The 23,395-nt window shown below is 72.3% G+C and carries 20 protein-coding genes; 14 read left to right on the top strand and 6 right to left on the bottom strand.

The genetic code is table 11. The features are described from left to right. The first annotated feature begins 27 nt into the window (after nucleotides 1-27). From modA to ABT342_RS13850, 3 genes are all read left to right on the top strand, one after another. Nucleotides 28-849 carry a molybdate ABC transporter substrate-binding protein gene (gene modA, locus ABT342_RS13860; protein ID WP_351571884.1) on the top strand — a complete coding sequence of 274 codons (822 nt, stop codon included), beginning with the start codon at nucleotides 28-30 and terminating at the stop codon, nucleotides 847-849. Nucleotides 850-985: 136 nt separating this feature from the next. Continuing rightward, on the top strand, nucleotides 986-2,932 hold the full coding sequence (locus ABT342_RS13855) for an ABC transporter permease (protein WP_351571881.1): 1,947 nt from the start codon (nucleotides 986-988) through the stop codon (nucleotides 2,930-2,932). A gap of 39 nt (nucleotides 2,933-2,971) precedes the next feature. Next, nucleotides 2,972-3,151, top strand: coding sequence for a hypothetical protein (locus tag ABT342_RS13850; protein WP_351571878.1), 180 nt, complete (start codon nucleotides 2,972-2,974; stop codon nucleotides 3,149-3,151). A 71-nt stretch (nucleotides 3,152-3,222) separates the two neighbouring features. On the opposite strand, the gene ABT342_RS13845 is transcribed toward ABT342_RS13850, so the two are convergent. The 3 genes from ABT342_RS13845 to ABT342_RS13835 all read right to left on the bottom strand — a co-directional run bounded on the left by ABT342_RS13845 (nucleotide 3,223) and on the right by ABT342_RS13835 (nucleotide 6,057). Then, on the bottom strand, nucleotides 3,223-3,429 hold the full coding sequence (locus ABT342_RS13845) for a DUF2795 domain-containing protein (protein ID WP_351571876.1): 207 nt from the start codon (nucleotides 3,427-3,429) through the stop codon (nucleotides 3,223-3,225). Nucleotides 3,430-3,553: 124 nt separating this feature from the next. Beyond that, a complete protein-coding gene (locus ABT342_RS13840) occupies nucleotides 3,554-5,461 on the bottom strand; it encodes a potassium channel family protein (protein ID WP_351572033.1) in 1,908 nt (635 codons plus the stop codon). 110 nt (nucleotides 5,462-5,571) lie between these two features. Beyond that, complete coding sequence (locus ABT342_RS13835; RefSeq protein ID WP_351571874.1) at nucleotides 5,572-6,057, bottom strand: CBS domain-containing protein; 486 nt, start codon at nucleotides 6,055-6,057, stop codon at nucleotides 5,572-5,574. 380 nt (nucleotides 6,058-6,437) lie between these two features. Between ABT342_RS13835 and ABT342_RS13830 the strand changes: the two genes are divergently transcribed. Continuing rightward, nucleotides 6,438-7,109, top strand: coding sequence for a transcriptional regulator (locus ABT342_RS13830; RefSeq protein WP_351571871.1), 672 nt, complete (start codon nucleotides 6,438-6,440; stop codon nucleotides 7,107-7,109). A 72-nt stretch (nucleotides 7,110-7,181) separates the two neighbouring features. On the opposite strand, the gene ABT342_RS13825 is transcribed toward ABT342_RS13830, so the two are convergent. Continuing rightward, nucleotides 7,182-8,621, bottom strand: a complete 1,440-nt coding sequence (locus ABT342_RS13825) for a nucleobase:cation symporter-2 family protein (RefSeq protein WP_351571868.1) — start codon at nucleotides 8,619-8,621, stop codon at nucleotides 7,182-7,184. A gap of 452 nt (nucleotides 8,622-9,073) precedes the next feature. Here ABT342_RS13825 and ABT342_RS13820 point away from each other — a divergent pair, with 452 nt between their 5' ends. From ABT342_RS13820 to ABT342_RS13805, 4 genes are all read left to right on the top strand, one after another. Then, a complete protein-coding gene (locus ABT342_RS13820) occupies nucleotides 9,074-10,363 on the top strand; it encodes an ATP-binding protein (RefSeq protein ID WP_351571865.1) in 1,290 nt (429 codons plus the stop codon). Between the two features lie 80 nt (nucleotides 10,364-10,443). Next, a complete protein-coding gene (locus ABT342_RS13815; RefSeq protein WP_351571862.1) occupies nucleotides 10,444-10,686 on the top strand; it encodes a DUF6296 family protein in 243 nt (80 codons plus the stop codon). Between the two features lie 80 nt (nucleotides 10,687-10,766). Beyond that, nucleotides 10,767-11,258: a DUF1269 domain-containing protein gene (locus tag ABT342_RS13810; protein WP_351571860.1), complete on the top strand. Its 492-nt coding sequence runs from the start codon at nucleotides 10,767-10,769 to the stop codon at nucleotides 11,256-11,258. Between the two features lie 74 nt (nucleotides 11,259-11,332). Then, nucleotides 11,333-12,430 carry a baeRF3 domain-containing protein gene (locus ABT342_RS13805; RefSeq protein ID WP_351571858.1) on the top strand — a complete coding sequence of 366 codons (1,098 nt, stop codon included), beginning with the start codon at nucleotides 11,333-11,335 and terminating at the stop codon, nucleotides 12,428-12,430. Between the two features lie 48 nt (nucleotides 12,431-12,478). Here ABT342_RS13805 and ABT342_RS13800 read toward each other — a convergent pair whose 3' ends face one another. After that, nucleotides 12,479-15,262: a SpoIIE family protein phosphatase gene (locus tag ABT342_RS13800; protein WP_351571855.1), complete on the bottom strand. Its 2,784-nt coding sequence runs from the start codon at nucleotides 15,260-15,262 to the stop codon at nucleotides 12,479-12,481. A 296-nt stretch (nucleotides 15,263-15,558) separates the two neighbouring features. On the opposite strand from ABT342_RS13800, the gene ABT342_RS13795 reads away from it, so the two are divergent. Genes ABT342_RS13795 through ABT342_RS13785 form a run of 3 tightly spaced genes read left to right on the top strand, consistent with a single transcriptional unit; the run spans nucleotide 15,559 to nucleotide 19,060 of the window. Further along, nucleotides 15,559-16,947: a uracil-xanthine permease family protein gene (locus tag ABT342_RS13795; protein WP_351571852.1), complete on the top strand. Its 1,389-nt coding sequence runs from the start codon at nucleotides 15,559-15,561 to the stop codon at nucleotides 16,945-16,947. Nucleotides 16,948-16,952: 5 nt separating this feature from the next. Continuing rightward, complete coding sequence (locus ABT342_RS13790; RefSeq protein ID WP_351572030.1) at nucleotides 16,953-18,353, top strand: amidohydrolase family protein; 1,401 nt, start codon at nucleotides 16,953-16,955, stop codon at nucleotides 18,351-18,353. After that, a complete protein-coding gene (locus ABT342_RS13785; RefSeq protein WP_351571849.1) occupies nucleotides 18,350-19,060 on the top strand; it encodes a sulfite exporter TauE/SafE family protein in 711 nt (236 codons plus the stop codon). Before ABT342_RS13790 ends, ABT342_RS13785 begins: the two co-directional genes overlap by 4 nt. A 211-nt stretch (nucleotides 19,061-19,271) precedes the next feature. Here the strand turns inward: ABT342_RS13785 and ABT342_RS13780 are convergent, their stop codons facing one another. Then, nucleotides 19,272-20,315 (bottom strand): LacI family DNA-binding transcriptional regulator, encoded by a 1,044-nt coding sequence (locus ABT342_RS13780; protein WP_351571846.1) that lies wholly within the window; start codon nucleotides 20,313-20,315, stop codon nucleotides 19,272-19,274. A 92-nt stretch (nucleotides 20,316-20,407) separates the two neighbouring features. Between ABT342_RS13780 and ABT342_RS13775 the strand changes: the two genes are divergently transcribed. From ABT342_RS13775 to ABT342_RS13765, 3 genes are all read left to right on the top strand, one after another. After that, entirely contained in the window at nucleotides 20,408-21,286 is an 879-nt protein-coding gene (locus ABT342_RS13775) for a YhjD/YihY/BrkB family envelope integrity protein (RefSeq protein WP_351571843.1), read from the top strand. 173 nt (nucleotides 21,287-21,459) lie between these two features. Beyond that, nucleotides 21,460-22,302, top strand: coding sequence for a PP2C family protein-serine/threonine phosphatase (locus tag ABT342_RS13770; protein WP_351571840.1), 843 nt, complete (start codon nucleotides 21,460-21,462; stop codon nucleotides 22,300-22,302). Nucleotides 22,303-22,364: 62 nt separating this feature from the next. After that, nucleotides 22,365-23,366, top strand: a complete 1,002-nt coding sequence (locus ABT342_RS13765) for an MASE1 domain-containing protein (protein WP_351571837.1) — start codon at nucleotides 22,365-22,367, stop codon at nucleotides 23,364-23,366. Nucleotides 23,367-23,395: the final 29 nt, after the last annotated feature.

The following is a 23,395-nucleotide window of genomic DNA, read 5'->3' as shown; positions in this document are numbered from 1 at the left end:
GACTCGCTCGCAAGGAGCTCACCACCCATGTCCCAGACCCGTACGTTCACCAGACGCCGCGCCGCCGCCGCCGTTCTCACCGCCGCGCTCCTCGTCCCGCTCGCCGCCTGCGGCAACAACAAGGACAACACCCAGAAGGACACCGGCGGCAAGTCCACGGGATCCTCCGCCTCCGCCGCGCCCAAGGCCGACCTGACCGTGCTGGCCGCCGCGTCGCTCACCGACGTGTTCAAGGCCGCGGGCGCCGCGTACGAGAAGAAGAACCCGGGCACGAAGATCACGTTCTCCTTCGCCGGATCCCAGGAGCTGGTCTCCCAGGTCAAGCAGGGTGCCCCCGCCGACGCGCTGGTCACCGCCGACACCAAGAGCATGGACGGCGTGAAGGCCGACACCGGCGTCCCGACCGTCATCGCCAAGAACCGCCTCGTCATCGCCACCGTCGAGGGCAACCCGAACAACGTCGACGAGCTCAAGGACCTCGGCGACACGAAGCTGAAGGTCGTCCTCGCCGCCCCCGAGGTGCCGGCCGGCAAGTACAGCAAGAAGATCCTGGACGCGCAGAAGATCACGGTGAAGCCGGTCTCGCAGGAGCCCAACGTGCGCGCCGTGCTGAGCAAGGTCGAGCTGGGCGAGGCCGACGCCGGACTCGTCTACAAGACCGACGCGGCCAGCGCGCCGGACAAGGTCGACGCGGTCGAGATCCCGGACGCGCAGAACGCCATCGCCGAGTACCCGGCCGCCACCCTGAAGACGTCCAAGAACGCCGAGGCCGCCGCGGCCTTCGTGGCCTGGCTGTCGACGCCGGAGGCGCAGAAGATCCTCCAGGACGCCGGCTTCCAGAAGCCGTAACGCGCGCAGTCGTCACGCGCACAGCAGTGACGCGCGAGCCATAGCGCGCGAGCCGCGGCTCGCGCGTCCATGACGGGGCTGTCCGGATCGGGGGACCGGACAGCCCCACGCCACACCCACGAGCACAGGAACTCCCATGCGAAGACTCCGCACCCGCGCGCCCGGCCCCCGCACCCCGGTGGCGCTCGCGGCACCCGCGCTGATCGCCGTCGCGTTCCTGCTGCTGCCGCTCGTCGGCATCCTCGTACGCACGCCCTGGGGCGAACTCGGCGCACATCTGACCAGCCCGGGCGTCGTCGAGGCGCTGGAGCTCTCGCTGCTCGTCTCGTTCTGGTCGCTGGGGCTGTCGCTCCTCCTCGGCGTGCCGCTGGCCTGGCTGCTGGCCCGGGTGGACTTCCCCGGCAAGGCGCTGGTGCGCTCCCTCGTGCTGCTGCCCATGGTGCTGCCGCCCACCGTCGGCGGTGTCGCGCTGCTGCTCGCGTTCGGCCGGCGCGGGCTGCTCGGGCCGTGGCTGGAGGAGTCGTTCGGCATCACCCTGCCGTTCCACACCTCCGGCGCCGTGCTCGCGGCGACCTTCGTGGCGATGCCGTTCCTGGTGATCAGCCTCGAAGGCGCGCTGGGCGGGCTGCGGCCCCGCTACGAGGAGACCGCGGCCTCGCTCGGCGCTTCGCCGGTACGGGTGTTCTTCACCGTGACCATGCCCATGGTGGCGCCCGGACTGCTCGCCGGGGCGGCGCTGACCTGGGCGCGGGCGCTCGGCGAGTTCGGCGCGACGATCACGTTCGCGGGCAACCTGCCGGGCACCACCCAGACGCTGCCGCTGGAGGTGTACCTGCTGCTGCAGGACCAGCCGGAGGCCGCGACATCCGTCTCCCTGCTGCTGCTCGCGATCGCGATGGGGGTGCTCATCGCCCTGCGCGGACGCTGGACACCCGGTACGAGGCCGCGCACCCCCGCCGCACCGGCGGTGGAGGAACCGGCCGCCTCGGCGCTTCCCGACGGGACGCCCCCGGCCGGCGAGCAGGCAGAGGCGGTACGGGCGAAGGAACGCTGGCCGCTGCACGCCGAGGTCACCGGCTTCAACCAGCTCACCTTGGCCGCCGAACCGGGCACCACCATCGCCGTCGTCGGCCCCAACGGCGCGGGAAAGACCACACTCCTGCGCGCGCTTCTCGGCCTCACCCCACGCGCCCACGCGGACCTCAGGCTCGGCGACACCGACGTCACCGGACTTCCGCCGCACCGCAGGGGAGTCGCCTGGGTCCCGCAGGACGGCGCCCTCTTCCCGCATCTCACCGCCCTCGCCAACACGGCGTACGGGCTCCGCGCACATGGCGTCCCGCGCGGCGAGGCCCGCCGCGACGCCCAGCGGTGGCTGGACCGGCTCGGTGTCGGCCATCTCGCCCACCGCAGGCCCGCCCAGCTGTCCGGGGGCCAGGCCCAGCGGGTCGCCCTCGCCCGCGCCCTGGCCGCGCGGCCCCGGCTGCTCCTCCTCGACGAGCCCCTCGCCGCACTCGACCAGACCACCCGCGCCCACGTCCGGCACACCCTGCGGTCCCATCTCGACGGCTTCGCGGGCGTCTGCCTGATCGTCACCCACGACCCTGTGGAGGCCGTCTCGCTCGCCGACCGGGTCCTCGTCCTCGACGACGGCCGCGCCGTCCAGGACGCGCCCCCCGCCGAGGTCACCCGCCACCCCCGTTCCCCGTGGGTCGCCCGGATGCTCGGCCGCAACGCCTGGCCGGGTACGGCCACGACCGACGGCCTCCGGCTTCCCGGCGGCGCGACGATCATCGTCGCGGACCCCCTGACTCCGGGCACCGACGCCCTCGCGATCATCGCCCCGGAGGCGGTCTCCGTCCACCGGGACAAGCCCAGCGGCAGCCCGCGCAACGTCTGGCCGGGCACGGTCCGGGAGATCACGGCGAGCGGCAGCAGGCTGCGCGTCCTCATCACCTCGGACCACGCCCCCGACCTCGTCGCGGAGATCACCCCCCGGTCCGCCGCCGAACTCGGCCTCGTGGACGGGACGTCGGTATGGACGAGCGTCAAGGCGACGGAGACCACGATCGTCACGCTGTGACCCGGTGCGGCCGGCCGGACCGCGGGTTACGGTGCCGGCATGGCGATTTCCGAGAAGGAGCAGAGGCTCCAATTCGAGGCACGCGCGGCGCTGTTGACGTCGATCAAGGAGTGCGCCGAGGCCACCTTGGAGGCCTCGACGCTCCGTTCTCTGGCCGAGGCGTACGCCCTGGTCGTCGGCGGTTCCACCGGGGAGGCCGCGCCCGGCACGCGCGTGTGAGCCCCCGCCCAGGAGCGGGCGGGGGCTCACACGCGACGGCGGGGCGCTCGGGCCGCCCGGCCGGAGGTGGGTCAGCTGGAGCCGTTCTTCTTCAGCTCGGCCTGTACCGCCTCGATGCTCTCGTACTGGCGGTCGGGCAGCTTCCTGGCGGTCTCCGCGCGCTCCGGTCCCTTCTTGGACATGCGCTCGACGATCTGCTCCTTCGTCGCCGGGAACTGCATGCCCTTGAGGTCGGCGCGTACGTTCGGCGTGCCGCCTTCGCCGTAGTTCTGAACCATGGTGTTCCTCCTGATGCCCCCCGGCTACGCTGTGTAGCTGACTGCCACGTTAAGTGAAGCTGATGCCGCGGGCATGTCGGCTAGTGCGTTCGGGTGGGTACGCAGCGTGACCGGCCCGGATCGGTCAGGCCGTCCCGCGCGGGGCCGGGCGGCGGCCGAGGAGTTCCGCCAGGCCGCGGCGCGTGGCCGCGACGACGACGCGGTCCGTCGGGCGCAGGACGTAGCCGGCGTGGAGGTCCCACACCAGCCCCGGGCCGCTGCCGTCGTCGCGCGCGGTGGCGAGATCGGGGCGGCGCTCGTCCGGCTCGGCGGTGTCCAGGGCGATGACGCGCCAGGCACCGGGGCGGAAGGACTCGGCCACCGTGCGGCCCTCGAAGCGGGGGTGACCGGCGACGTCGAGCGCCGCGAAGAGCAGCACCTTGCGTTCGACCGGGATCGCGCCGAGGATCTGGCGGCCCATCATGGCCCCGGCGAAGGCGGGGGCGGCCAGCGTGGAGACGCTCCGGCTGCGGGTCTGCGCGGTCGGGTGCGCGGCGCGCAGGGTGCGGTAGACGGCGGTGGCGAAGTCGTCGTCGTACAGCCGCAGCGCCACCGAGAGACCCGGCTCGACGGTACGGGCGTACAGCGCGGCCTCCAGGTTGGTGGTGTCGGCGCTCGTGAGCGCGAGCAGGGCGTGGGCCCGGTTGACCTTGGCCGCCTCCAGGACGCCTTCCTGGGTGACATCGCCCAGGACGACCGGCACCCGCAGCCGGCGTGCGAGCGCGACGCCGCGCGCCTCGGGGTCCGCCTCCACGCACACCACCGGGATGCCGAGTTCGCGCAGCCGGGCCAGCACGCGCGTACCGATCTTGCCCAGGCCGAGCAGGACGACATGGCCGGACAGCCCGCGCGGCGGGCGGCGCAGGCCCGCGGCGCCGCGGAACGCGCCGAGCGCCTCCAGCGCTGCGGCCACCAGGACCGGCAGCAGCGCAAGCCCGACCAGTCCCGCCAGGAGCTGGAGGATCTGGCGCGCGGGGGTCTCGCCGACCGCCGGGTCACCGATCGCGAACAGATCGAGCAGGGTGAGGTACGTGGCGTGCAGCGGATCGTCGCCCGTGGTGAGCCAGGAGGCGACGGCGAGGGCGGCCACGGCCGCCGCGACACCGGCGAGAGCCCACCGGAGCCGGCGCGAGAAGATCTCCCCGAGCGGAGCGCCCCGGCCGGTCAGCCGACGGGGCGGGGCGGTGCGCGCGGCGTGCGTGATGTTCTCCAGCACCACGGTGCCGCGCCCGGTGGCCGAGGCCACCGCGCTGTCATCGGGCAGCAGGAGCGGCCGCTGCGGTGTGCCCGCCGGGTCGGCCGCCGTGGCGGACAGCAGGGCCAGCGTGCACAGCCCCGGGCGGGGTGCCTCACCCCGGGTCGGCGCCGCGCGCTCCACGGCCCGCAGCAGCAGCCCGTCGGCCTGGATCACCTTGCTGGTACCGGCGACGGCGGTCGCCGCCAGTGCGGGGGCCGCCGTGTCGGCGTCGGACAGCACGGTGGTGGACGCCTCGCGTGCGGCGGGGTCCAGGCCGGGCACGGCCACCGCGGCCGCCTGGTCGAGCAGCGCCTCCAGATGCTGGCCCAGCTTGCGGTTGTAGAGCCGGATCACCAGCCTCAGCCGCGGGTTGAGGCGCCGGGCGGCCAGCGCGGCCCGGATGTTCGTCTCGTCGTCGTCGTACACGAGGGCGAGCGCGGCGGCCCGCTCCGCACCGGCCAGGCGCAGGGCTTCCTCCGAGGGCTCGTCCGCCTCCATCTCGGCGACCGGCAGCAGGACCTCGCCGCTGGAGCCGACCGGGACCGGGTCGTCCGCCGCGGCCGCCGTGCCCCGGTTGCGCGCGGCTGACATCCGTTCGAGGAGCGTGGCCGCGCGGATGCGGCTCGGCGTGACACTCGGCGGCCGGCTGCCCGGCGTCCGGGCGGAGGGGGCGACGAGCAGCACCCGCTCGCCGTACACCTCGTGCAGTTCGGAGGCGAGACGGGTCGCCAGTGCGTCGTCGCCGCAGACGATCATGTGCCCGGCGGCCGCGTGCGGCCGGGACTGCCGGGGCTGGGGAGGAAGGGAAGCCACGTACCCAAGACTCCCGTGCAAGGGCGGCCAGTTGCATCCAGGGGCGCGAAATATCAGGCCCGCGCCGGACCGCCTGGCGTGTCGATCGCCCCGAGCAGCTCGTGCAGCAGATGGGCCGCGGTGATCACGCCCAGCAGGCGTGTGCCGTCCCCGGCCTTCTCCGACACCGCCACGAGGGGGCTGCGGACCCGTGCCATGAGCGCCGCCACCTCCAGCGCGGTGTCGTCGGGGTCCGCGAGGGGCGGTGGGGCGATCGTGGTGGGCAGACAGTCCCCGACCCGCCGGCCGGCCAGCGCCTGGCACAGCCGGTCGGCGTGCCGCTCGTCGACCACCGACGCCAGGGCCGGGTCCTCGATCACGTACTCGGGCACCAGCACTTTGACCATCTGTGAGGCGGGCAGGATCGCCTTCGGCTCGCCGTGTGCGTCGAGCACCAGCAGCCCTTGGAGCCGGTGCTCGGCCATCAGCCGCGCGGCCTCCAGCGCGTCGGTGTCGACGCTCACCGATTCGTACTCGACTGCCAGGTCTCTCGCGTGCACGGCGGTCCCTCGTCCCGATCGGAATATCCTCCGTCCAGCTTTCTCCCGCAGTCAGCTTTCGGCCAGAACATTGACGCGAAACAGACGTCGTGGCGTACTGCTTGGGACGAGCGGCGCCGATGGCGGGCGCTCGGAGCGCTCGCGCGCCGCCGATCTCCCGCAATATTCCGATCCGGTGACGAAAGCTCATTTCACCTTTGGATCGAAGGTAACTTGGCTGTTTGTACAAATGAACCATCTGTTAATCTGCCCGCTCCTGGATGTTCGTCCACCAGTCCCCCTCTCCATCGGCGCCCCGCGTGAGCCGGGCGCAGCGAGGTGTCCCTTTCGTGTACAGCACTCCGTTTTCCCCCGCAGAAGCCAGAGCCGCCAGAGCCCGGATGGGCCTGACAACGGCTCAGGTCGCCCACTCCCTCGCCGCGTGCGGGGTCCCCGTCCACCCCGACCTCGTCACCGCGTGGGAGCTCGGCTCCCATGTGCCCACGGAGCCGCAGCTCTTCGCCCTGGCCGACGTGCTGTGGTGTTCCCCGACCGTGCTCATGGGTGCGGAGCCGCGCACCCTGCACGAGTACCGGCTCGCCAAGCAGCTCAGCGTGGAGCGCCTGGCGCAACGGGTCGGCATGGACGCGGCCGAATACCGCGCCGCCGAGGCGGCGCAGAACTGGGACGGTGACGCCCGGCAGACCCGTGCCCTGGTGGAGGCGCTGGGCCTGTCCCTGCGCAAGCTGGTCGGCATCATGGGCAGGGTCGACGAACTCGCCTCGTACCTGCGCTCCGCCATCGACGGGCGCTGGAAGGCGTACGTCGGACCCGTCGCCGAGATCGTCTCGGTCAACGAGACGTCGGTCGGCGACGCGCTGCGCACGATGAACGCCGAGTTCGCGGAGTTCAACGAGCGTTACATGGGGCACCTGGTGGCCCGGAACGACGATTCCCGGCTGAAGGAGATCGCGACCGAGCGCGCCGTGTACCTGCGCCGGCTCGTCGACCACTTCTGGGAGCTGATCGGCGAGGCCGGCGAAGCGCCGGCGTTCAACGCGGTGGGGCGCTGACCCCGTACCGTCCGCGGTGGCACTGACGCCCGGGGCACCGGTCTCCTGACTGACCGGTGCCCCGGGCGCTGTTCATCGCACGGCGGCGCCGGGGTAGTTGCCCCCGGGGTCGATGTCGTGCTCGATCTCGATGTCGTCCCAGTCGATCTCCATCGACTTGCGCCGGGAGAAGGCGTTGAAGAAGACGTTGAGCATGATGGCCGTCAGACTGCCCAGCGTGATCCCGCTGTCGAGGACCGCCTGGACGTTGTCCGGCATCCGGTCGAAGAACGGGGCGACCGCCGTGGGCAGCAGCCCCGCGCCCAGACTGACCGCCAGGATCAGCGCGTTGCGCTCCTCGCGCAGATCGACCTTGCCGAGGATCTGGATGCCGACCGCGGCGACCATGCCGAACATCGAGATCGCCGCACCGCCGAGGACAGGATGCGGAATCGCCGCGACCAGGCTGCCCGCCTTGGGCAGAACACCCAGGACGATCATGAGGACGCCGGCGGCGACCACCACGAAGCGGCTCATGACCCGGGACATCCGGACCAGACCGATGTTCTCGGCGAACGACACGTAGGGGAACGAGTTGAGAACACCGCCGATGACGCTGGTGAGGCCGTCGCCCCGCAGGGCGCGGGCCACGGTGTCGCCGTCGACGTTCTTCCGGGTGATCTCGCCGATGGCGTAGACGTGTCCGGTGGTCTCCACCATCGTGATCAGCATGACGACGGTCATGGCGATGATGGGCAGCAGTTCGAACTCCGGCATGCCGTAGTGGAACGGAGTGCTGACGCCGAACCACTCGGCCTCCTGCACCGCGTCGAAGTTCACGTCGCCGAGGAGCCAGGCGACGGTGGTACCGGCCACCAGGCCGATCATGACGGCGACGCTGCTGAGGACGGGCTTGCCCATCCGGACGACGGCCAGGATCAGGAGCAGGGTGCCCAGCGCGTACGCGAGGTTCTTGCCCGATCCGTACTCCGGCTTGCCGATGAGATCCGCGCCGCCGGCCGCGTCCTGGAGACCCACCGGAATCAGGGACAGACCGATGATGGTGAGAATCGTGCCGATGACGATCGGCGGGAAGTACTTCACCAGCTTGCTGAAGAACGGCGCGAACAGGAACGTCGCTATACCCGCCGTGATCACCGCGCCGTAGACGACCAGAAGCCCGGCCGTGCCACCGCCCGCGCCGATGCCGATGGCGACCATGGGGGAGACCGCGGTGAAGGTGACGCCCTGGACCAGGGGCAGCCTCGCGCCGATCTTCCACACCCCGAGGGCCTGGATGATCGTGGCGATTCCGCAGGTCAGCAGGTCCGCGTTGATCAGGTAGACGAGCTCTTCCGAGGACAGCCCGAGCGCGTTGCCGATGAGGACCGGGACGACGACCGCCGCGGCGTAGAACGCCAGGATGTGCTGGAAGCCGTAGAGAGTGAGTTTGGGGAGAGGGAGCAGCTCGTCGACAGGATGCGTCTGCTGCGGAGCTTGCTGATCGGAGGACTTACGGGAGACCCGTGCCATCTCTGCCTTGCCTTGCGCGGTAGGTGAATGAGAAGGGCCGCGCCTCAAGTCCCGGATGGCGGAACGAGGCTCGTCGGCCCGTACTGAGCCGACGTCTGGCGGAGTTGCCGACACCACGTGGCCCTGCACTGCGGATTGAGTCCTGGATGGCAGGACATCCTTCGATCGGACATGACAAAGACCAGTTTGTTCATGAGTGCCGTAGAGGACCCGATCGGGGCGCTCACCTTAGAACACGCGCGTCATTCCTCGCGAGTAACCGACGGGGTGCGGGATGCGGAGCCGGGGGCCGGTGTCCCGGCGCCGCCGACCTGTGACCCGGTCCGGACCGCTACGTACGGAACGTCGGATTCCGTGCCGGGGCTTGTCCACCGCGGCGCAAGATCCCGGCGCGGCCCCGCCCCTAGCCTCACCGGAACAGTGCCAACGTCGAACAACGAGGGGCGGTACCGGTGAACTGGCTCATCCGTGATTACCGCGAGAGCGATCTCGCGTCAGTGGTGCACTTGATCGACACGACGGCCGAACTCGGCCAGGAGTCGGTCTTCTCCCTCGCCGAATGCATCAGCGCCCTCACCTCCCGGCAGCCCGCCGTCGTCGCCGTCCACCAAGGCGTCCCCATCGGGGCGGCGCTCGCCTCCGTCGCGGGGGAGCGCGCCTGGGTGATGCGTATCGCCATCTCCTCGGGCTGGCGCGGCCGGGGCCTGGCGAGCGCCCTCCTGGTCGAACTGGAGCGACGGCTCGTCGCCGCGCGCGTCGGCCGTATCGCCTACGTCCTGCCCGAGGAGGACCTGCTCGGCGAGGGGCTGCTCAACGCCGGCTACACGCGGCAGCCCGCCGTGGCGTACTTCGAGAAGGCCGAGCCGACACACGGCCCGGCGGCCGGCCTCCTGGAGGACCTCGGCGGCCGCTTCCTGCCGCAGGACCTGTGGGCCAAGGTGGCCGGCATGGAGGCCGAGAAGGACCTCATAGAGCGGCGTGTCGTCCTGCCGCTCGCGCAGCCGGAGCGGGCCGCCCGGCACGGCGTACGGCCCCCGCGCGCCATCGCCCTGTTCGGCCCGCCCGGGACCGGGAAGACCACGTTCGCCCGGGGCATCGCCTCCCGGCTCGGCTGGCCGTTCGTCGAGCTGCTCCCCTCCCGGCTGGCCGACGAGGGCAACCTCGCGGCGGCGCTGCGCAGCGCGTTCGCGCGGATCGCCGAGCTGGAGCGGGTGCTGGTCTTCATCGACGAGGTCGAGGAGATCGCCCCGGTGCGCAGCGAGCCCGCCCAGCCGGGAGGCATGCACGGAGTCACCAATGAGCTGCTCAAGCTGATCCCGGGCTTCCGGGAGGGCGACGAGCGGCTGCTGGTCTGCGCCACGAACTCCATCCGCTCCCTCGACCCGGCGTTCCTGCGCCCCGGCCGGTTCGACTACCTGATCCCGATCGGCACGCCGGACGAGGCGGCGCGGGCGGCGATCTGGTCCCGGTACACCGACGGCCGGCCCGATGTGGACGTCTCCGTCCTGGTGAAGTCGAGTGAGCTCTTCACCCCGGCCGACATCGAGCACGCGGCCCGTATCGCCGCGCAGTCCGCGTTCGAGCGCGACCTGCAGGCGGTCGGGGGAGCCGGTGAGGGCCAGTGGGCGCCCGGTGCGAGCACGGAGGACTATCTGGCCGCGATCTCCCAGTGCCGGCCGACCGTGACGCCCGCGATGATCGACCAGTTCGGTGAGGACATCACCGCCCACGCGAGGTTCTGAGAAGCGAGCGCCCTTCGTGTTCGGCACGATAATGGTCCTTTGATGTCTTATCTGGCTCATATCCGGACGCGGAGGGCGTGATGGCTGATCGGGACGATGCGTACGAGCTGGTCTTCACCGATGCCGGGGACGCCGGTACGGGTGCGCAGGACGTGGTGCCGGTGCACCGCACCGACCGCAAGGGGCCGGGTGGCCATCCGATCTACGCCGACGACACGGGCATCGTGCAGGCGGAGATCAGCGACCGCGGCGAAGTGCGGATGATCGCCAGTGGCGCCCATCAGCATCCCGCGTCGGGGGTGTCCGCCCGGCCCCTCGGCTAGGGGGTGGCGGCATCCGGGCGCGTCCGCCGGGAAACGGGCATATGGTTCATAGGTGCCGTCCGGCGGCCGAGGAGGTGCTGATGTCCGAGCTCATCGTGATCGGCTACGAGGACCCCGCGGCTGCGAACGGAGCCTTCAAAGCGGTCCAGCGGCTCGAGAAGGACAAGGCGATCGACCTCACCGGGCTCGCCGTCGTCTCCGTGGACGAACACGGCGAGACCCACGTCGACACACCCCGCCGGGACGAGAAGGTCCCCATGGCGGCCACGGCAGGCGCCCTGTGGGCCATGGTCTTCGGCCTCCTCGTCGCCGTCCCGGCGCTCGGCGTGGTCGGTGCCGCGCTCGGCGGTCTCTACGGGAAGCTGAGCCAGATGGGCGTCGACGACACGTTCCGCGGGAAGGTCCGGTCTCTCCTGGAGCCCGGCCACGCGGCCGTCGTGATCATGGCTTCGCGGGTCACCGACAACGCGTTCACCACGGAGCTGCAACGCCACGGCGGCACTGTCCTGCGGACCTCGCTCGCCGAGGAGGACGAGAAGGAACTCGCCGAGCAACTGGCCGGCTCCGCGTAGACCCGCCCGCCGGCTCCCTTCAAGGGCGTACGCCCGTCACATCAGCGTTCCCCGCCTGCTCCGGGAGGGTCCCGATGCATCCCGTTCTCAGCTCTGACACTCTCGCCCGGCTGCGCCGGCAGCGTCCCTATCCGGCGGTGTCGGTCCTGATGCCCACCCACCGCCGTGAGCCGGACAACGCGCAGGATCCCGTCCGGCTGCGCAATCTGATGGCACAGGCCAAGGAGCAGCTCGAGGCGGATCCGGCCGTCACCCGCCAGTCGCGGATCGACGTCACCGGCCAGCTCGACCAGGCCTTGACGGAGATCGACCTGGTGCACGCCGAGGACGGGCTGGTCGTCTTCGCCGCGCCCGGGGAGCACGAGGTGTGGATGCTGGGCCGCAGCGTGCCCGAGCGTGTCGTGCTCTCGGACACCTTCCTGACCCGCAATCTCGTCTCGGCGCAGGCCGCCGAGCGGCCGTTCTGGACGCTGGCCGTGTCCTCGGACCGCGTCTCCCTGTGGAGCGGCGGACCGGACCGCGTCACCGAGGACGACACGGGACCCTTCCCGATGACGCGCGTCCGCGAGAACCAGGACGCCGAGCGGGAGGAGCGGATCGGCAACGTGCCCAGCGCCTTCAGCGACGAGGAGACCCGCCACTTCCTGCGGGAGGCGGACCACGCGATGACCGGCGTGCTCAAGACGGACCCGCGGCCCCTGTACGTGGCGGGCGAAGCGGCGGCGCTCGCCCTTCTCGCCGACGTGGGCACCGTGGCCAGGGGCGCCGCCGCCCACGTCACGCACGGCGGACTGGCGTCGGGCCCGGCCGGCGCGGTGTGGCAGGCCGTGCGGCCGTACGTCGAGGACCAGGCCGACAAGGACGTCGCCGGTGTCCTCGGCGAGCTCGACAAGGCCCGCGGCCGCCGCGCGTTCGCCGCGGGCGTCGACGAGATCCTGCAGAACGTGACGTCGGGCCGGGTCGCGCTGCTGGCAGTCGAGGAGAACTACCGCGAGACCGTACGGGACTCCGGAGGCCACCTCCTTCCGGCGGAACCCGGCGACCTGGACGCCATCAATGACATCGTCGACGAGATCGTCGAACAGTCCCTGGAGACGGGCGCGGAGGTCCGCTTCGTACCCGACGGCACACTCGCCGGGATGGGCGGCATCGCGAGCGCCCTGCGCTACTGATCCGTACGCCACTGCCCCGGGATCACCCGGGGCAGACCCGGGCGCCCGTCACCACGCCAGCTCCTCGTCGAAGAGCATCACCGGCTCCTCCGGCACCTCGCCCCCGAGCGCCAGCTCCGCCCAGATGATCTTGCCTGCCTTCACATAGCGCGTGCCCCACCGCTGGGAGTACTGGGCGACCAGGAACAGCCCGCGCCCGCCCTCGTCGGTGGTGGCGGCGCGGCGCATGTGGGGCGAGGTGTTGCTGCCGTCGGAGACCTCGCAGATCAGCGTGCGCCCGTACAGCAGCCGGACCTGTACGGGCTCGGTGCCGTACCGGATGGCGTTGGTGAGCAGCTCGCTCAGGACGAGCTCCGTGACGAACGAGGACTCCTCGAGCCCCCAGTCGGCGAGTCTGCGCGCGGCCTCGGAGCGCACTTGGGAGACCGCCGACACGTCGAGCGGAACGTCCCAGACCGCCACCTTGTCCGGCGCGAGCAGCCGTGTGCGGGCCACGAGCAGGGCGATGTCGTCTCTGGACGGGCCGGGCAGCATCGTCTCCGTGACGGCGAGGCACGTCTCCTCCGGGGTGAGCCCGGGCAGGGCGATGGCCGCGCTCAGCAGTTCGAGGCCCTCGTCGATGTCCCGGCGGCGGTCCTCGACCAGTCCGTCCGTGAACAGGACGAGCCGGGTCCCCTCCACGAGATCCAGCTCGGTCTCCTCGAACGGATGCCCGCCGATCCCGAGCGGAGGCGACACCGGCAGCTCGGGGAACGTCACCCCCCTGGCCGGATCGACCAGCGCGGGCGGCAGATGCCCGGCGTGGGCGAACGTGCAGCGCCCGCCGACCGGGTCGTAGACGGCGTACAGACACGTGGCGCCGCTCACGGGCGCCCGTTCGCCCTCGTAGGTCTGGTCCGCGTCGATGCGGAGCACGAGATCGTCCAGCTGGGCCAGGAGATCGGCCGGCGGCAGATCGAGGGACGAGAAGTTCAGTACGGCCGTACGCAGCCGGCCCATCGTCGCGGCCGCGTACATCCCGTGCCCCACCACGTCACCCACGACGAGGGCGACCCGGAATCCCGGCAGCGGAATGACGTCGAACCAGTCGCCGCCCACCCCGGCCTGCGCCGGGAGGTAGCGCCAGGCGACCTCCAGCGCGTCCTGCTCCGGCAGATCGCGCGGGAGCAGGCTGCGCTGAAGGGTCACCGCCATCGCGTGCTCCCGCGTGTAGCGCCGGGCGTTGTCGATCGCCACGGCCGCGCGGGCCGCCAGCTCCTCCGCGAACGACGCGTCGTCGTCGTCGAACCGGGGCTGGCCGTCCGTCCGCCAGAAGTTGGCCATGCCGAGCACGATGCCCCGCGCCTGGAGCGGCACCGTGATCAACGAGCGGATCCCGTACTCCAGCGCCAGCCGTGCCCCCTCCGGATCCTGCCTCCGCCAGCCGTCATGGGTGGTCAGATCCCTCGCCAGCACGGCCTGGCCGCTGTCCAGGGCCGTGGCCATGGGGGTGGTGGGGATGACGAACCGGACCACGTCCCCCGCGGGCTGGAGCGGCGGATCGTTCCGTACGCCGTGCAGCGCCGCGCGCCGCATCTCGGTCGCCGTGCTCGTCGGCTCCTCGCCGCGCAGGACCTGATCGAGCAGCTCCACCGTGGCGAAGTCGGCGAACCGGGGGACGGCCACGTCCGCGAGTTCCACGGCCGTGCGCCGCACGTCCAGCGTGGTGCCGATCCGCATCCCCGCCTCGTACAGCAGCGTCAGCCGCTCCCTGGCCACCTCCGCGCGGCCGGACAGCGCCCGCAGCTCGGTGGTGTCGCGCAGGCTCGCGACGACGCCCGGCACGCCGCCGTACGGGGCCGTGGGCCGGGTGTTGACGGCCAGCAGCCGGTCCCCGGAGAGGAACACCTCGTCGGACACCTCCGCGCCCGACACCAGCAGCTGGGTCATGCCCGGCCCGAGGCCCAGCTCGCTCACGGGCCGCCGGTCCGCGTCCGGGGGCAGGTCCAGCAGCCGGCGCGCCTCGTCGTTGGCGAGCACCAGCCGCCCGTCGCCGCCGACGATCAGCACGCCCTCGCGCACCGCGTGCAGAACCGCGTCGTGGTGCTCGTACATCCGGGTCATCTCCGCCGGGCCGAGCCCGTGCGTCTGCCGCCGCAGCCGCGTGCTGACCAGTGCCGCGCCCCCGGTCGCGAGCACCAGGGCGCCGGCGGCGGACGAGATCAGGATGGGCAGCTGACGGTCCAGCAGCTCGCCGACGTTCGCGACCTCGATACCGGCGCTGACCATGCCGACCACCCGCCTGCTGGCGTCGGTGACCGGCACGATGGCCCGGACGGCGTCGTTCGGCTCGCCCTCGAAGGTCTCGGTGAACGCCTCTCCGGACCGCGCCCGCGCGATGTCGCCCTCGGCGCGCTTGCCGATCAGCGAGGGTACCGAGTCCGTGAGGCGGACCCCGTCCAGGGTCAGGACGGCGATGAAGTCGACGCCCGCGCCGCGCTGGGCCTTGTCGGCCGCGGGCTGCAGGATCGCGGTCGGGTCGGGGGCCTTCATCGCGAGCGCCGTCCCGGGGGCGTGCGCGAAGGCCTCCGCGGTGGCGAGCGAGCGGTTGTGGGCGTCCTCGTGGTCGTCGTAGCGCGCCTGCAGGACCAGAGCCACCGCCGCGCCCACCACGAGCAGGACCACCATGAGCGCCTGGAGGAGGAAGACCTGGCCGGCGAGGCTCTGCGTCCCCCCGGACAGGGCGCGCAGACGTCGTCGCAGGCCCGCCGGGCGCTCGCGCTGATCACGTGACCGCGGGCGACTGGGCGGCCCCACCCCCGTCAGCCGGGACCGGCGGGAACGTCCGATCATGTCCCAGTTCTAACACTGCGCCGCCCTTCGGGGCGACCGCGCTGGAGGAGCGAGTCCGACGTGGTGTCGTCCGCCCGCGGGCCCCGGACGGCGTTCGTCGGACCCGCTCATCCAGGTGGTGGCGTCGGGAGCGAGGGCCTCACGGGAAACGGAAGTCCGTGCCGGAGGTATTGACGGCCCCGCGATCGCTCCGGATACTGGCGGCCAAATCGATTTGGCCAAATCGATTTGGCCTCCCCGTACTTCTGGCTTCCCCAGCCTCCCCGGCTGCCCGCCCCGTCGGAACGGAGCTCGATGTGTCCAGCCCCACCAGCACCACGCCGCAGCCCGACCTCACAGAACCCGCCCGGCCTCACCCCGTGGACGAGAGCCGTCCTATCCTGCGCATACTCCTCTTCGGCATCCAGCACGTCCTCGTCATGGCCGCGACGCCGATCTCGGCCATCTTCCTCATGAGCGCCACGCTCGACCTGGGCCCCGGGCTCACCGTCGACCTGCTCTCCGCCGCCTTCCTGCTCTCCGGCGTGGGATCGCTGATCCAGTCGCTCGGCCCCTGGAAGTTCGGGCCGAAGCTGCCCTTCGTCATGCTGCCCGGCGGCGCCCCGCTGATCCTCTTCATGGCGATCGCGCAGCAGCACGGGCTGCGCACCGCCACCGGCGCCGTGCTCCTGACCGCCGCCTTCTACTTCGTCGTGCTGCCCGTCTTCTCACGGCTGCTGAAGTTCTTCCCGGCCCTCGTCATCGGCACGATGATCGTCATCGTCGGCGTCAACCTGGTGAAGGTCGGCGCCGTCCTGGTCACCGGACGCCCCGGCGAGCCCGGCTTCGGCAACCCCACCAACCTGATGCTGGGCCTCGCCACGATCGGCTTCACCGTCGCCTTCTTCTGGCTGTTCAGCGGGGTGCTGCGGCAGCTCGCCGTGATGCTCGGCCTGCTCGCGGGCACCGCCCTCGCCTTCGCCGTCGGCCGGACCGACTTCGGCGGCGCCACCGACGGCGGACTGCTGAGCGCACCCCAGCTGCTGCCCTTCGGCACGCCCGAGTTCAGCCTGTTCGCCGCCCTCCCCCTGATGCTCTACAGCCTCGCCTCGATGGCGGAGGCCACCGGCCAGACCGTCATCAACGCCGAAGCCGTCGGCAAGGACATCGACCGGCGCACCGAGGTCCCCAAGACGATCCGCGGCGACGCGCTCACCTCCTTCTTCGGCGGCTTCTTCGGGCTGCCGCTGATGGTCACGAGCGGCGAGAACATCGGCATCGTCCGGGTCACCGGAGTCCGCAGCCGGTACGTCACCGCCGCGGCCGGCGTCGTACTCATCGCCATCGGCTTCCTGGCACCCGTCACACGCGCGATCAGCGTCATCCCCTCGGCCGTCGTCGGCGGCACGGCGATGCTCGTCTTCGCCGTGATCACCGTCCTCGGTGTCCAGATGCTCGGCCGCGCCGACCTGACGGACCACGCCAACACCTTCATCTGCGCCGCGGCGCTCTCGGTGGGCCTGCTGCCGATCCTCATCCCCGGCGTCTACAGCGCCTTCCCGCCGAACGTACGGATCCTCCTGGAGAGCGGTGTCGCGGTCGGCGCCTGCACCGCGGCCGTGCTCAACGTCCTGTTCCACCACGTACGCCCCCGGCTCCGCCGCGGCGATCAGCACCAGCCCGCTTCCGCCTCCCTCGCGAAATGAGTTCCATGAACCGGCTCACCGCCGACCTGCTCGGCGACGAGACACTCCTGCTCGCCCCCGACGTCGTACTGACCCCCGGCGGACCCGTCCGCGACCACGCCGTCGTCGTCGCCGACGGCACGTTCCTGGCGGTCGGACCCGCGGACCAACTGGCCCGCCGGCACCCGCACCTCACGCCCGTCCCGCTCCCGGGACACGTCCTGATGCCCGGGTTCGTCGACGCCCACCACCACCTCACCCAGAGCTTCGGCTCCGCGCTGGCCTTCGGAGAACCCTCGGAGATCTTCCGCCGGGTCTGGGTGCCGCTCGAGGGCGCGCTGGACGAGGAAACCGCCTATGTGGCCGCCAAGTTGGCGGCCCTCGAATCGCTGCGCGGAGGTTTCACGACCGTCGCCGACGCGGGCACCCGGGCGCCCGTGGACGTGGAGGCCGTGGCCTCGGCTGCACGCGACGCCGGAATCCGCTGCGTCCTCGGACTCGTCTGCGCCGACGCGGACGACCCCGACCCCGGCCCGGTCCTCGCCGCCGCGGAGAAGCACCTCGCCCGCTACCAGGGCGACGAGCTGATCCACCCCTCGCTCGCCGTCCCCATCACCGAGTCCGCGACCGACCACACCCTGCGCCACACCGCGCTGCTCGCCGCCGAGGCCCGAGCCGTCGTGCAGATCCACGTCAACGAGCATCTCGCCGCCGTGGAACGCTCGTTGACACGTCACGGCCTGCGGCCGCTGGAACATCTGGCCGCGGTCGGCGCGCTGGGCCCCCAACTCCTCGGCGCACACGCCACGTTGCTCACCCCCGGCGAGCTGACCCTGCTCGCCGACACCGGCACGGCGATCAGCTACAACCCGGTCGCCAGCGCCTGGAAGGGCAACGCCGTCGCCCCCGCGGCCGCGATGGCCGAACGCGGCATCCGCTTCGGGCTCGGCACCGACGGCACGCGCGGCGACGCGTTCCGGCTGCTGGACGCCGCGGAGTTCGCGCAGCGCATCGCGTACGGGCTGGCGGCGGGCGACTCGTCGTGCGGCGCGGGCTGGACGTGGCTGGAGCACGCCACCCACGGGGGCGCCGACGCGGTCGGGCTGGGGGAACGTACGGGACGCGTCGCCGAAGGCGCGGCGGCGGACTTCCTGCTCGTCGACATCACGGGGCCCGAGATGCGTCCGTCGTGGGACCTGCCCTGGGAGCTCGTACGGCGGGCCAACCGCGACCAGATCACGGCCGTGTTCGTCGCGGGCCGGCTGAGACTGTGGGAGGGGTGGCCGACCGACTGGGACGGGCCCGCCTTCGTCGACCGGGCCGCCGCGATCGGCGAGGAGGTGGTGGCGCGGTCGACGGTCACCCGCGTCCACCCGACCTCCGTCGAACACCGCAACCGGTCCCGGGCCCGAGGCGGGGCGGTGTGAGCGTCACCGCGATCGCGCTGCTCGCGCTCGTCGTGGCCGTGGCGGCGTTCGTCCAGGGCGCGAGCGGTCTGGGCTTCGCCCTGATCGTCGCGCCCGTGGCGGGCCTCCTCGCGCCCGAACTGCTCCCCGTGTTCCTGCTCGCCGTCATGATCCCGCTCAATCTGCACGTGGCCTGGCGCGAGAGAGCCGCGCTCGATCTGCGGGGAGCGGGCTGGATCACCGCGGCGCGCCTCGCGGCGACCCCCGGCGGCCTCGCGCTGCTGTGGCTCATCCCCGAGAGCAGCCTCGGCCTGTACGTCGGCCTGGCCACGGTCCTGGCGGCTCTGGTGAGCCTGGCCGCACCCGCCTTCACCCCGGGGCGCGCGGCCTACCTCGGCGCGGGTGTCGTCACCGGTCTCACCGAGACGGCGACCGGCGTCGGCGGCCCCCCGCTCGCCCTCGTCTACCAGCACCGTCCCCCCGCCGAACTCCGCGCCACCGTCGCGGCGTGCTTCCTGACGGGCGAACTGGCGTCGCTCGCCCTGCTCTTCGCCACCGGCCGCGCGGACCCGGCCCAACTGAAGTGGGTGGCCCTGATGCTGCCGGCGCTGGCCCTGGGCGTCTGGCTCAGCCGCCTGGTGCACGAGCGGGCCGACGCGCGCCGGATGCGGATGTTCGTGCTGGGGTTCGCGCTGGTGTCGGGGGTGGTGCTGATGGTGGGGGCGTGAGGGGTGGGGGGCGCCTGCGGCGGGCCTCTTCCCCGCCCCGCCCCTTCCCGAAAACTGGGGGCAAGCCCCCAGCCCCCCACAAGAAGCCCCGCCGGCGATTGAGGCGCGGGGGTTCGGGGGCGGAGCCCCCGCAAACGGGGGCTGGGGCGGAGCCCCAGTTTCGGGAAGGGGCGGGTAGGGGAAAGAGGCCCGCCGCAGGCGCCCCCCACCCTCACCGCCGCAGCGACGACTCCCGTCGCACCAGGCGCGGCTCCGGGCCCGGGACCACGTCCACGGCGTCGCCCCCGGCCCCGCCGCCGGCGAGGCGGCCCAGCAGCAGCTCCACGGCGTCGGACGCCGCCCGGTCCAGGCTGAGGTCGACCGCGGTGAGCGGGGGGTGGGTGGTCTTGGCGCGCAGGCCGTCGTAGCGCGTGACGACCATGACGTCACCGGGGACCGTGCGGCCGCTGTCGGTGACCGCCCGGACCGCCCCCACCGCGAAGGCGTCCACGAGCGCGCACACGGCATCCGTCTCGGGGTGCTCGGCCAGCAGCGCGGCACACGCCTCGTAACCGGCCTGCTCGCCGCCGTCCTCGGGAGCGGTCACGGTGCGCACGGCCCACCCGTACGCATCCGCGAGCCGCTCGTACGTGGCGCGCGCGTCGACGGCGGAGTGCCGTCGCCCCGTGCCGGTGATCAGCGCCGGATGGCGCGCGCCCTGCTCACGCAGGTGCTCCAGCAGCAGCTCGGCGACCAGCGCCCCGCGCAGATCGACGTACGGCGCCCGCGCCTCCGGCGACACCTGGCGGCCCAGCGTGACAAAGGGCAGGCCGCGTTCGCGAAGCTGCGTCACCGCCGCGTCGTCCACGTCCGGTTCGACCACGATGGCGCCGTCGATGTCGACCGAGGAGAGCCCCGCGCCGGACTTCACCGGAGGCACCAGCACCAGCGCGAAGTCGTGCACGAGCGCCCGCTCGGCCGCCGCCGCGGCCACCTCCATGTAGAAGCCGAGCCTCGAAGGACCGCCCGCGACGGCGAACGGCATCGACGACGCGAGCGCGATCGCCCTGGCCTGTCCCCTGCGCAGCCGCTGCGCCCGGAGGTTGGGCCGGTAGCCCATCTCGGCCGCGATCCGCTTCACCCGCTCCCTGGTGCGCGGATCCACCTTGCCCAGCCCGTTCAGGGCGTGCGAGACGGTCGTACGGGACACGGACGCGGCCTTGGCGACATCGGCGATCGTCGGAGGCCGGGTGGACACGGGGTCGATGGCGGTCACCTCGTCATTTTCCTCCATCGACGGGGGCGGAGGACACCCGTTCGGGGGCAAGCGAGTCGGGTCACACCCCGCGGACGGGTAGTCGACGGCACATGCCCTTCAGATTCGGTGCGCCGGAAGACGACCACGCCGCGCACCACGGCCACTGGTTCGCGCGGCTCCACCGGCGTGTGCTCACCTCGTGGATCGGGCTCGCCTGGAACCGGGGGCGCGAGATGGAGCTGATGCACCGGGCCATGGGCTTCGCCGCGCTGAGCTTCCTCACGCTCCTGCCGCTGCTGGTCGTCGTCGCGGCGGCCGACCTCGCGAGCGGTCAGGGCTTCGCCAAGTGGCTGGTGCAGGGCCTGGGAGTGTCGGAGGTGTCGCAGGAAGAGGTCGAGCAGATGTTCGGCAAGCCGGGGCAGGCCCTGCAGCGGACCACGGCGCTCGGTCTCGCCGCGCTGGCCGCGTTCGGCGTGACCTTCGGCGCGGCCGTACAGACCGGATACGAGCGGGTGTGGGATCTGCCGACGGCGCGCTGGCACACGATGTGGCGCCACGTCGTGTGGCTGGGTGTGCTGGTCTGCTCCCTGCTGCTGTTCGTCGCCGCCCCGCCCCCCGCGGAGTCGTCCGCCCTGGGGACCGTCCTGGTCGCCGGGGTCGATGTGATCGGCGCGTTCCTGTTCTTCTGGTGGTCGCAGAAGCTGCTGCTCTGCGGCCGCATCCGCTGGCGGGCGCTCGCGCCCGGGGCCGTGGTGACCGCCCTGGGGCTCCTCGGTCTGCGGGTCTTCTCCCAGTACGTCTTCTCGCCGCTGATCGCGTCGAACGCGGTGACGTACGGCCCGTTCGGAACCGTCCTGGTCCTGCAGTCCTGGCTGGTCGGCGTGGGGTTCGTGGTCTACGGAGGGGCTCTGGTCGGACGGCTCTTCCACGAGCACCTGGTGCGGCGGCGGCTCGCGGTGCCGGCGGACACACCGCCACCGGTGACATGAACGGGCCCACTGTGCCATCGCCTTCGCATGGCCGTGCGGACCGCTGCCCGTCCGGGATCTGACGGCGCGTCGTCGGGCAATCACGCCGTTCGCCAAGCGGCCCACCTCGCCCGAAAGTAAGATGAACCTCTGGTTCCGCATGGCGCGGGAACGGACGTACATCGGAGTGGTCCATGACGCGGCGGCGCCCCCCGCGGTCGTCGAGCGCCGACGACCTCCTGGCCACGCTCGGGCGTCTCACCGCACAGGCGCGTGAGGGGGCAGAGCTCCAGCGGGCCCGGGTCGATCTGGCCGTGGCCCTCCAGCGGGACATGCTGCCCGCCACGCTGCCCGCGCTGCCCGGTCTGCAGACCGGCGCCCGCTACATGCCCGCCCGCCACGGCCTGGACATCGGCGGCGACTGGTACGACGGCTTCCGGATGCCGGACGGATCGCTCGGGTTCTCGATCGGGGACGTACAGGGGCACGACGTCGAGGCGGCCGCCTTCATGGGGCAGATCCGGATCGGGCTGCGCGCCGTGGCCACGGCGTCCACCGATCCCGGCGAGGTGCTGAGCCGGGCCAACGACCTGCTCGTGTCGGTGGCCCGGGAGCTCTTCGCGACCTGCACGTTCCTGCGCTTCGACCCGTCGGCCTGGGTCCTGGAGAGCGCGCGGGCCGGCCACGTCCCCTCGGTCTGGGCCACCGCCGACGGGGGCTGCGGCGCCGTGCAGGACGAGGGCGGGCTGCCGCTCGGCATCCAGCCGGGCGAGGGATACCCCGTGACCCGGCGGCGCCTCACGCAGCCCGGGTCCTTCGTGCTGCTCACGGACGGACTGATCGAGGGGCCGACCGTACCCATCGAGGTGGGGCTCGCACGGGTCACCCGACTGGTCGGCGCGGGAACGCTCGCGGGCGCGGGCGCCGACGAGCTCGCCGGTGAGGTGATGAAGGCGGCGGAGTTCACCGACCACACGGACGACGCCGCTGTCCTCGTCCTGCGGCACGGCGGTCCACCGGCCGACGGCACGGGGTGACGTCAAGGGGAGCACGCCCCGGCGCGTGTCACGACGGACGCCGGGTGAGGGGACGTTGTGTGATGGCTGCTGTGGTCCGCACCCAGCATTTCCGGCATCTCGCCGCAGTGGTTCTCCTGATGCTCGCAGTCACCCTCGCCTACTATGCGGCGGGACGCATCGGGCTGACGCTGCAAGTGGTGGTCGAGGGCGCGGTGGTCACGCCGCTGTGGCCGCCCACCGGCATCGCCCTGAGCTGTCTGCTCTGGTTCGGGACGCGGATCTGGCCGGGGATCGCCCTCGGCACCCTCCTCGTCGTCCTCTCGCTCAGCCCCTTCCGGCCGTCCGCCCTCGCGATCGTCACCGGGAACACCCTCGCCCCGGTCTGCGCCTACCTGATGCTGCGGCGGGCGGGATTCCGTACGGAGATGGACCGGCTGAAGGACGGGGTGTCGCTGGTGTTCCTGGGGGCGCTGGCCGGGATGCTGATCAGCGCGACCGTCGGGACGGGTGTGCTGGTGCTGGAGGGCGAGCTGGCCCCCGACGGCTTCTGGTCGGTCTGGTCGGCGTGGTGGGTGGGGGACGCCATGGGCGTGCTCGTCGTGACCCCGCTGCTGCTGGTGTGCCGTACGGTCCGGTGGCCCATGGAGGTACGACCTGCCCGATGGGCCGAGGCCACGGTGCTCGTCGTCGGCGTCTTCGTCGTCACCCTGGTCACCACCAGGAGCGCCGCCGCGCTCCTCTTCCTCGTCTTTCCGCTGCTGATCTGGGCGGCGCTGCGCTTCCAGCTGCCCGGCGCGGCCCCGTGCGTACTGATCGTCTCCGTCCTCGCGATCTCGGCGGCGACCGACCAGGCGGGGCCCTTCGAGGGGCACGGCCTGTTCACGATCATGGCCAGTCTGCAGGCGCTGAACGGGTCCGCCGCGCTGACCGGCCTGCTGCTGTCGGCCGTCGTCACCGAACAGATCACCGTCCGCCGGAAGGTCGAGGATGCCTGCGCCGAACTTGCCGAGGTGGTGGAGCGGCTCTCCCCGGGCACGGTGACGCGCAGATGGCCGCCGCCCGATGATCCGGGCCGCCGGTGACGCCCGGCGGCATCCGCCGCCGGGCGGGA

The sequence above is a fragment of the Streptomyces sp. NPDC000410 genome (genome assembly GCF_040300305.1).
Lineage (GTDB): Bacteria > Actinomycetota > Actinomycetes > Streptomycetales > Streptomycetaceae > Streptomyces.
The sequence above is the reverse complement of the archived record's forward strand: the minus strand, read 5'-3'. Positions and strand labels throughout refer to the sequence as shown.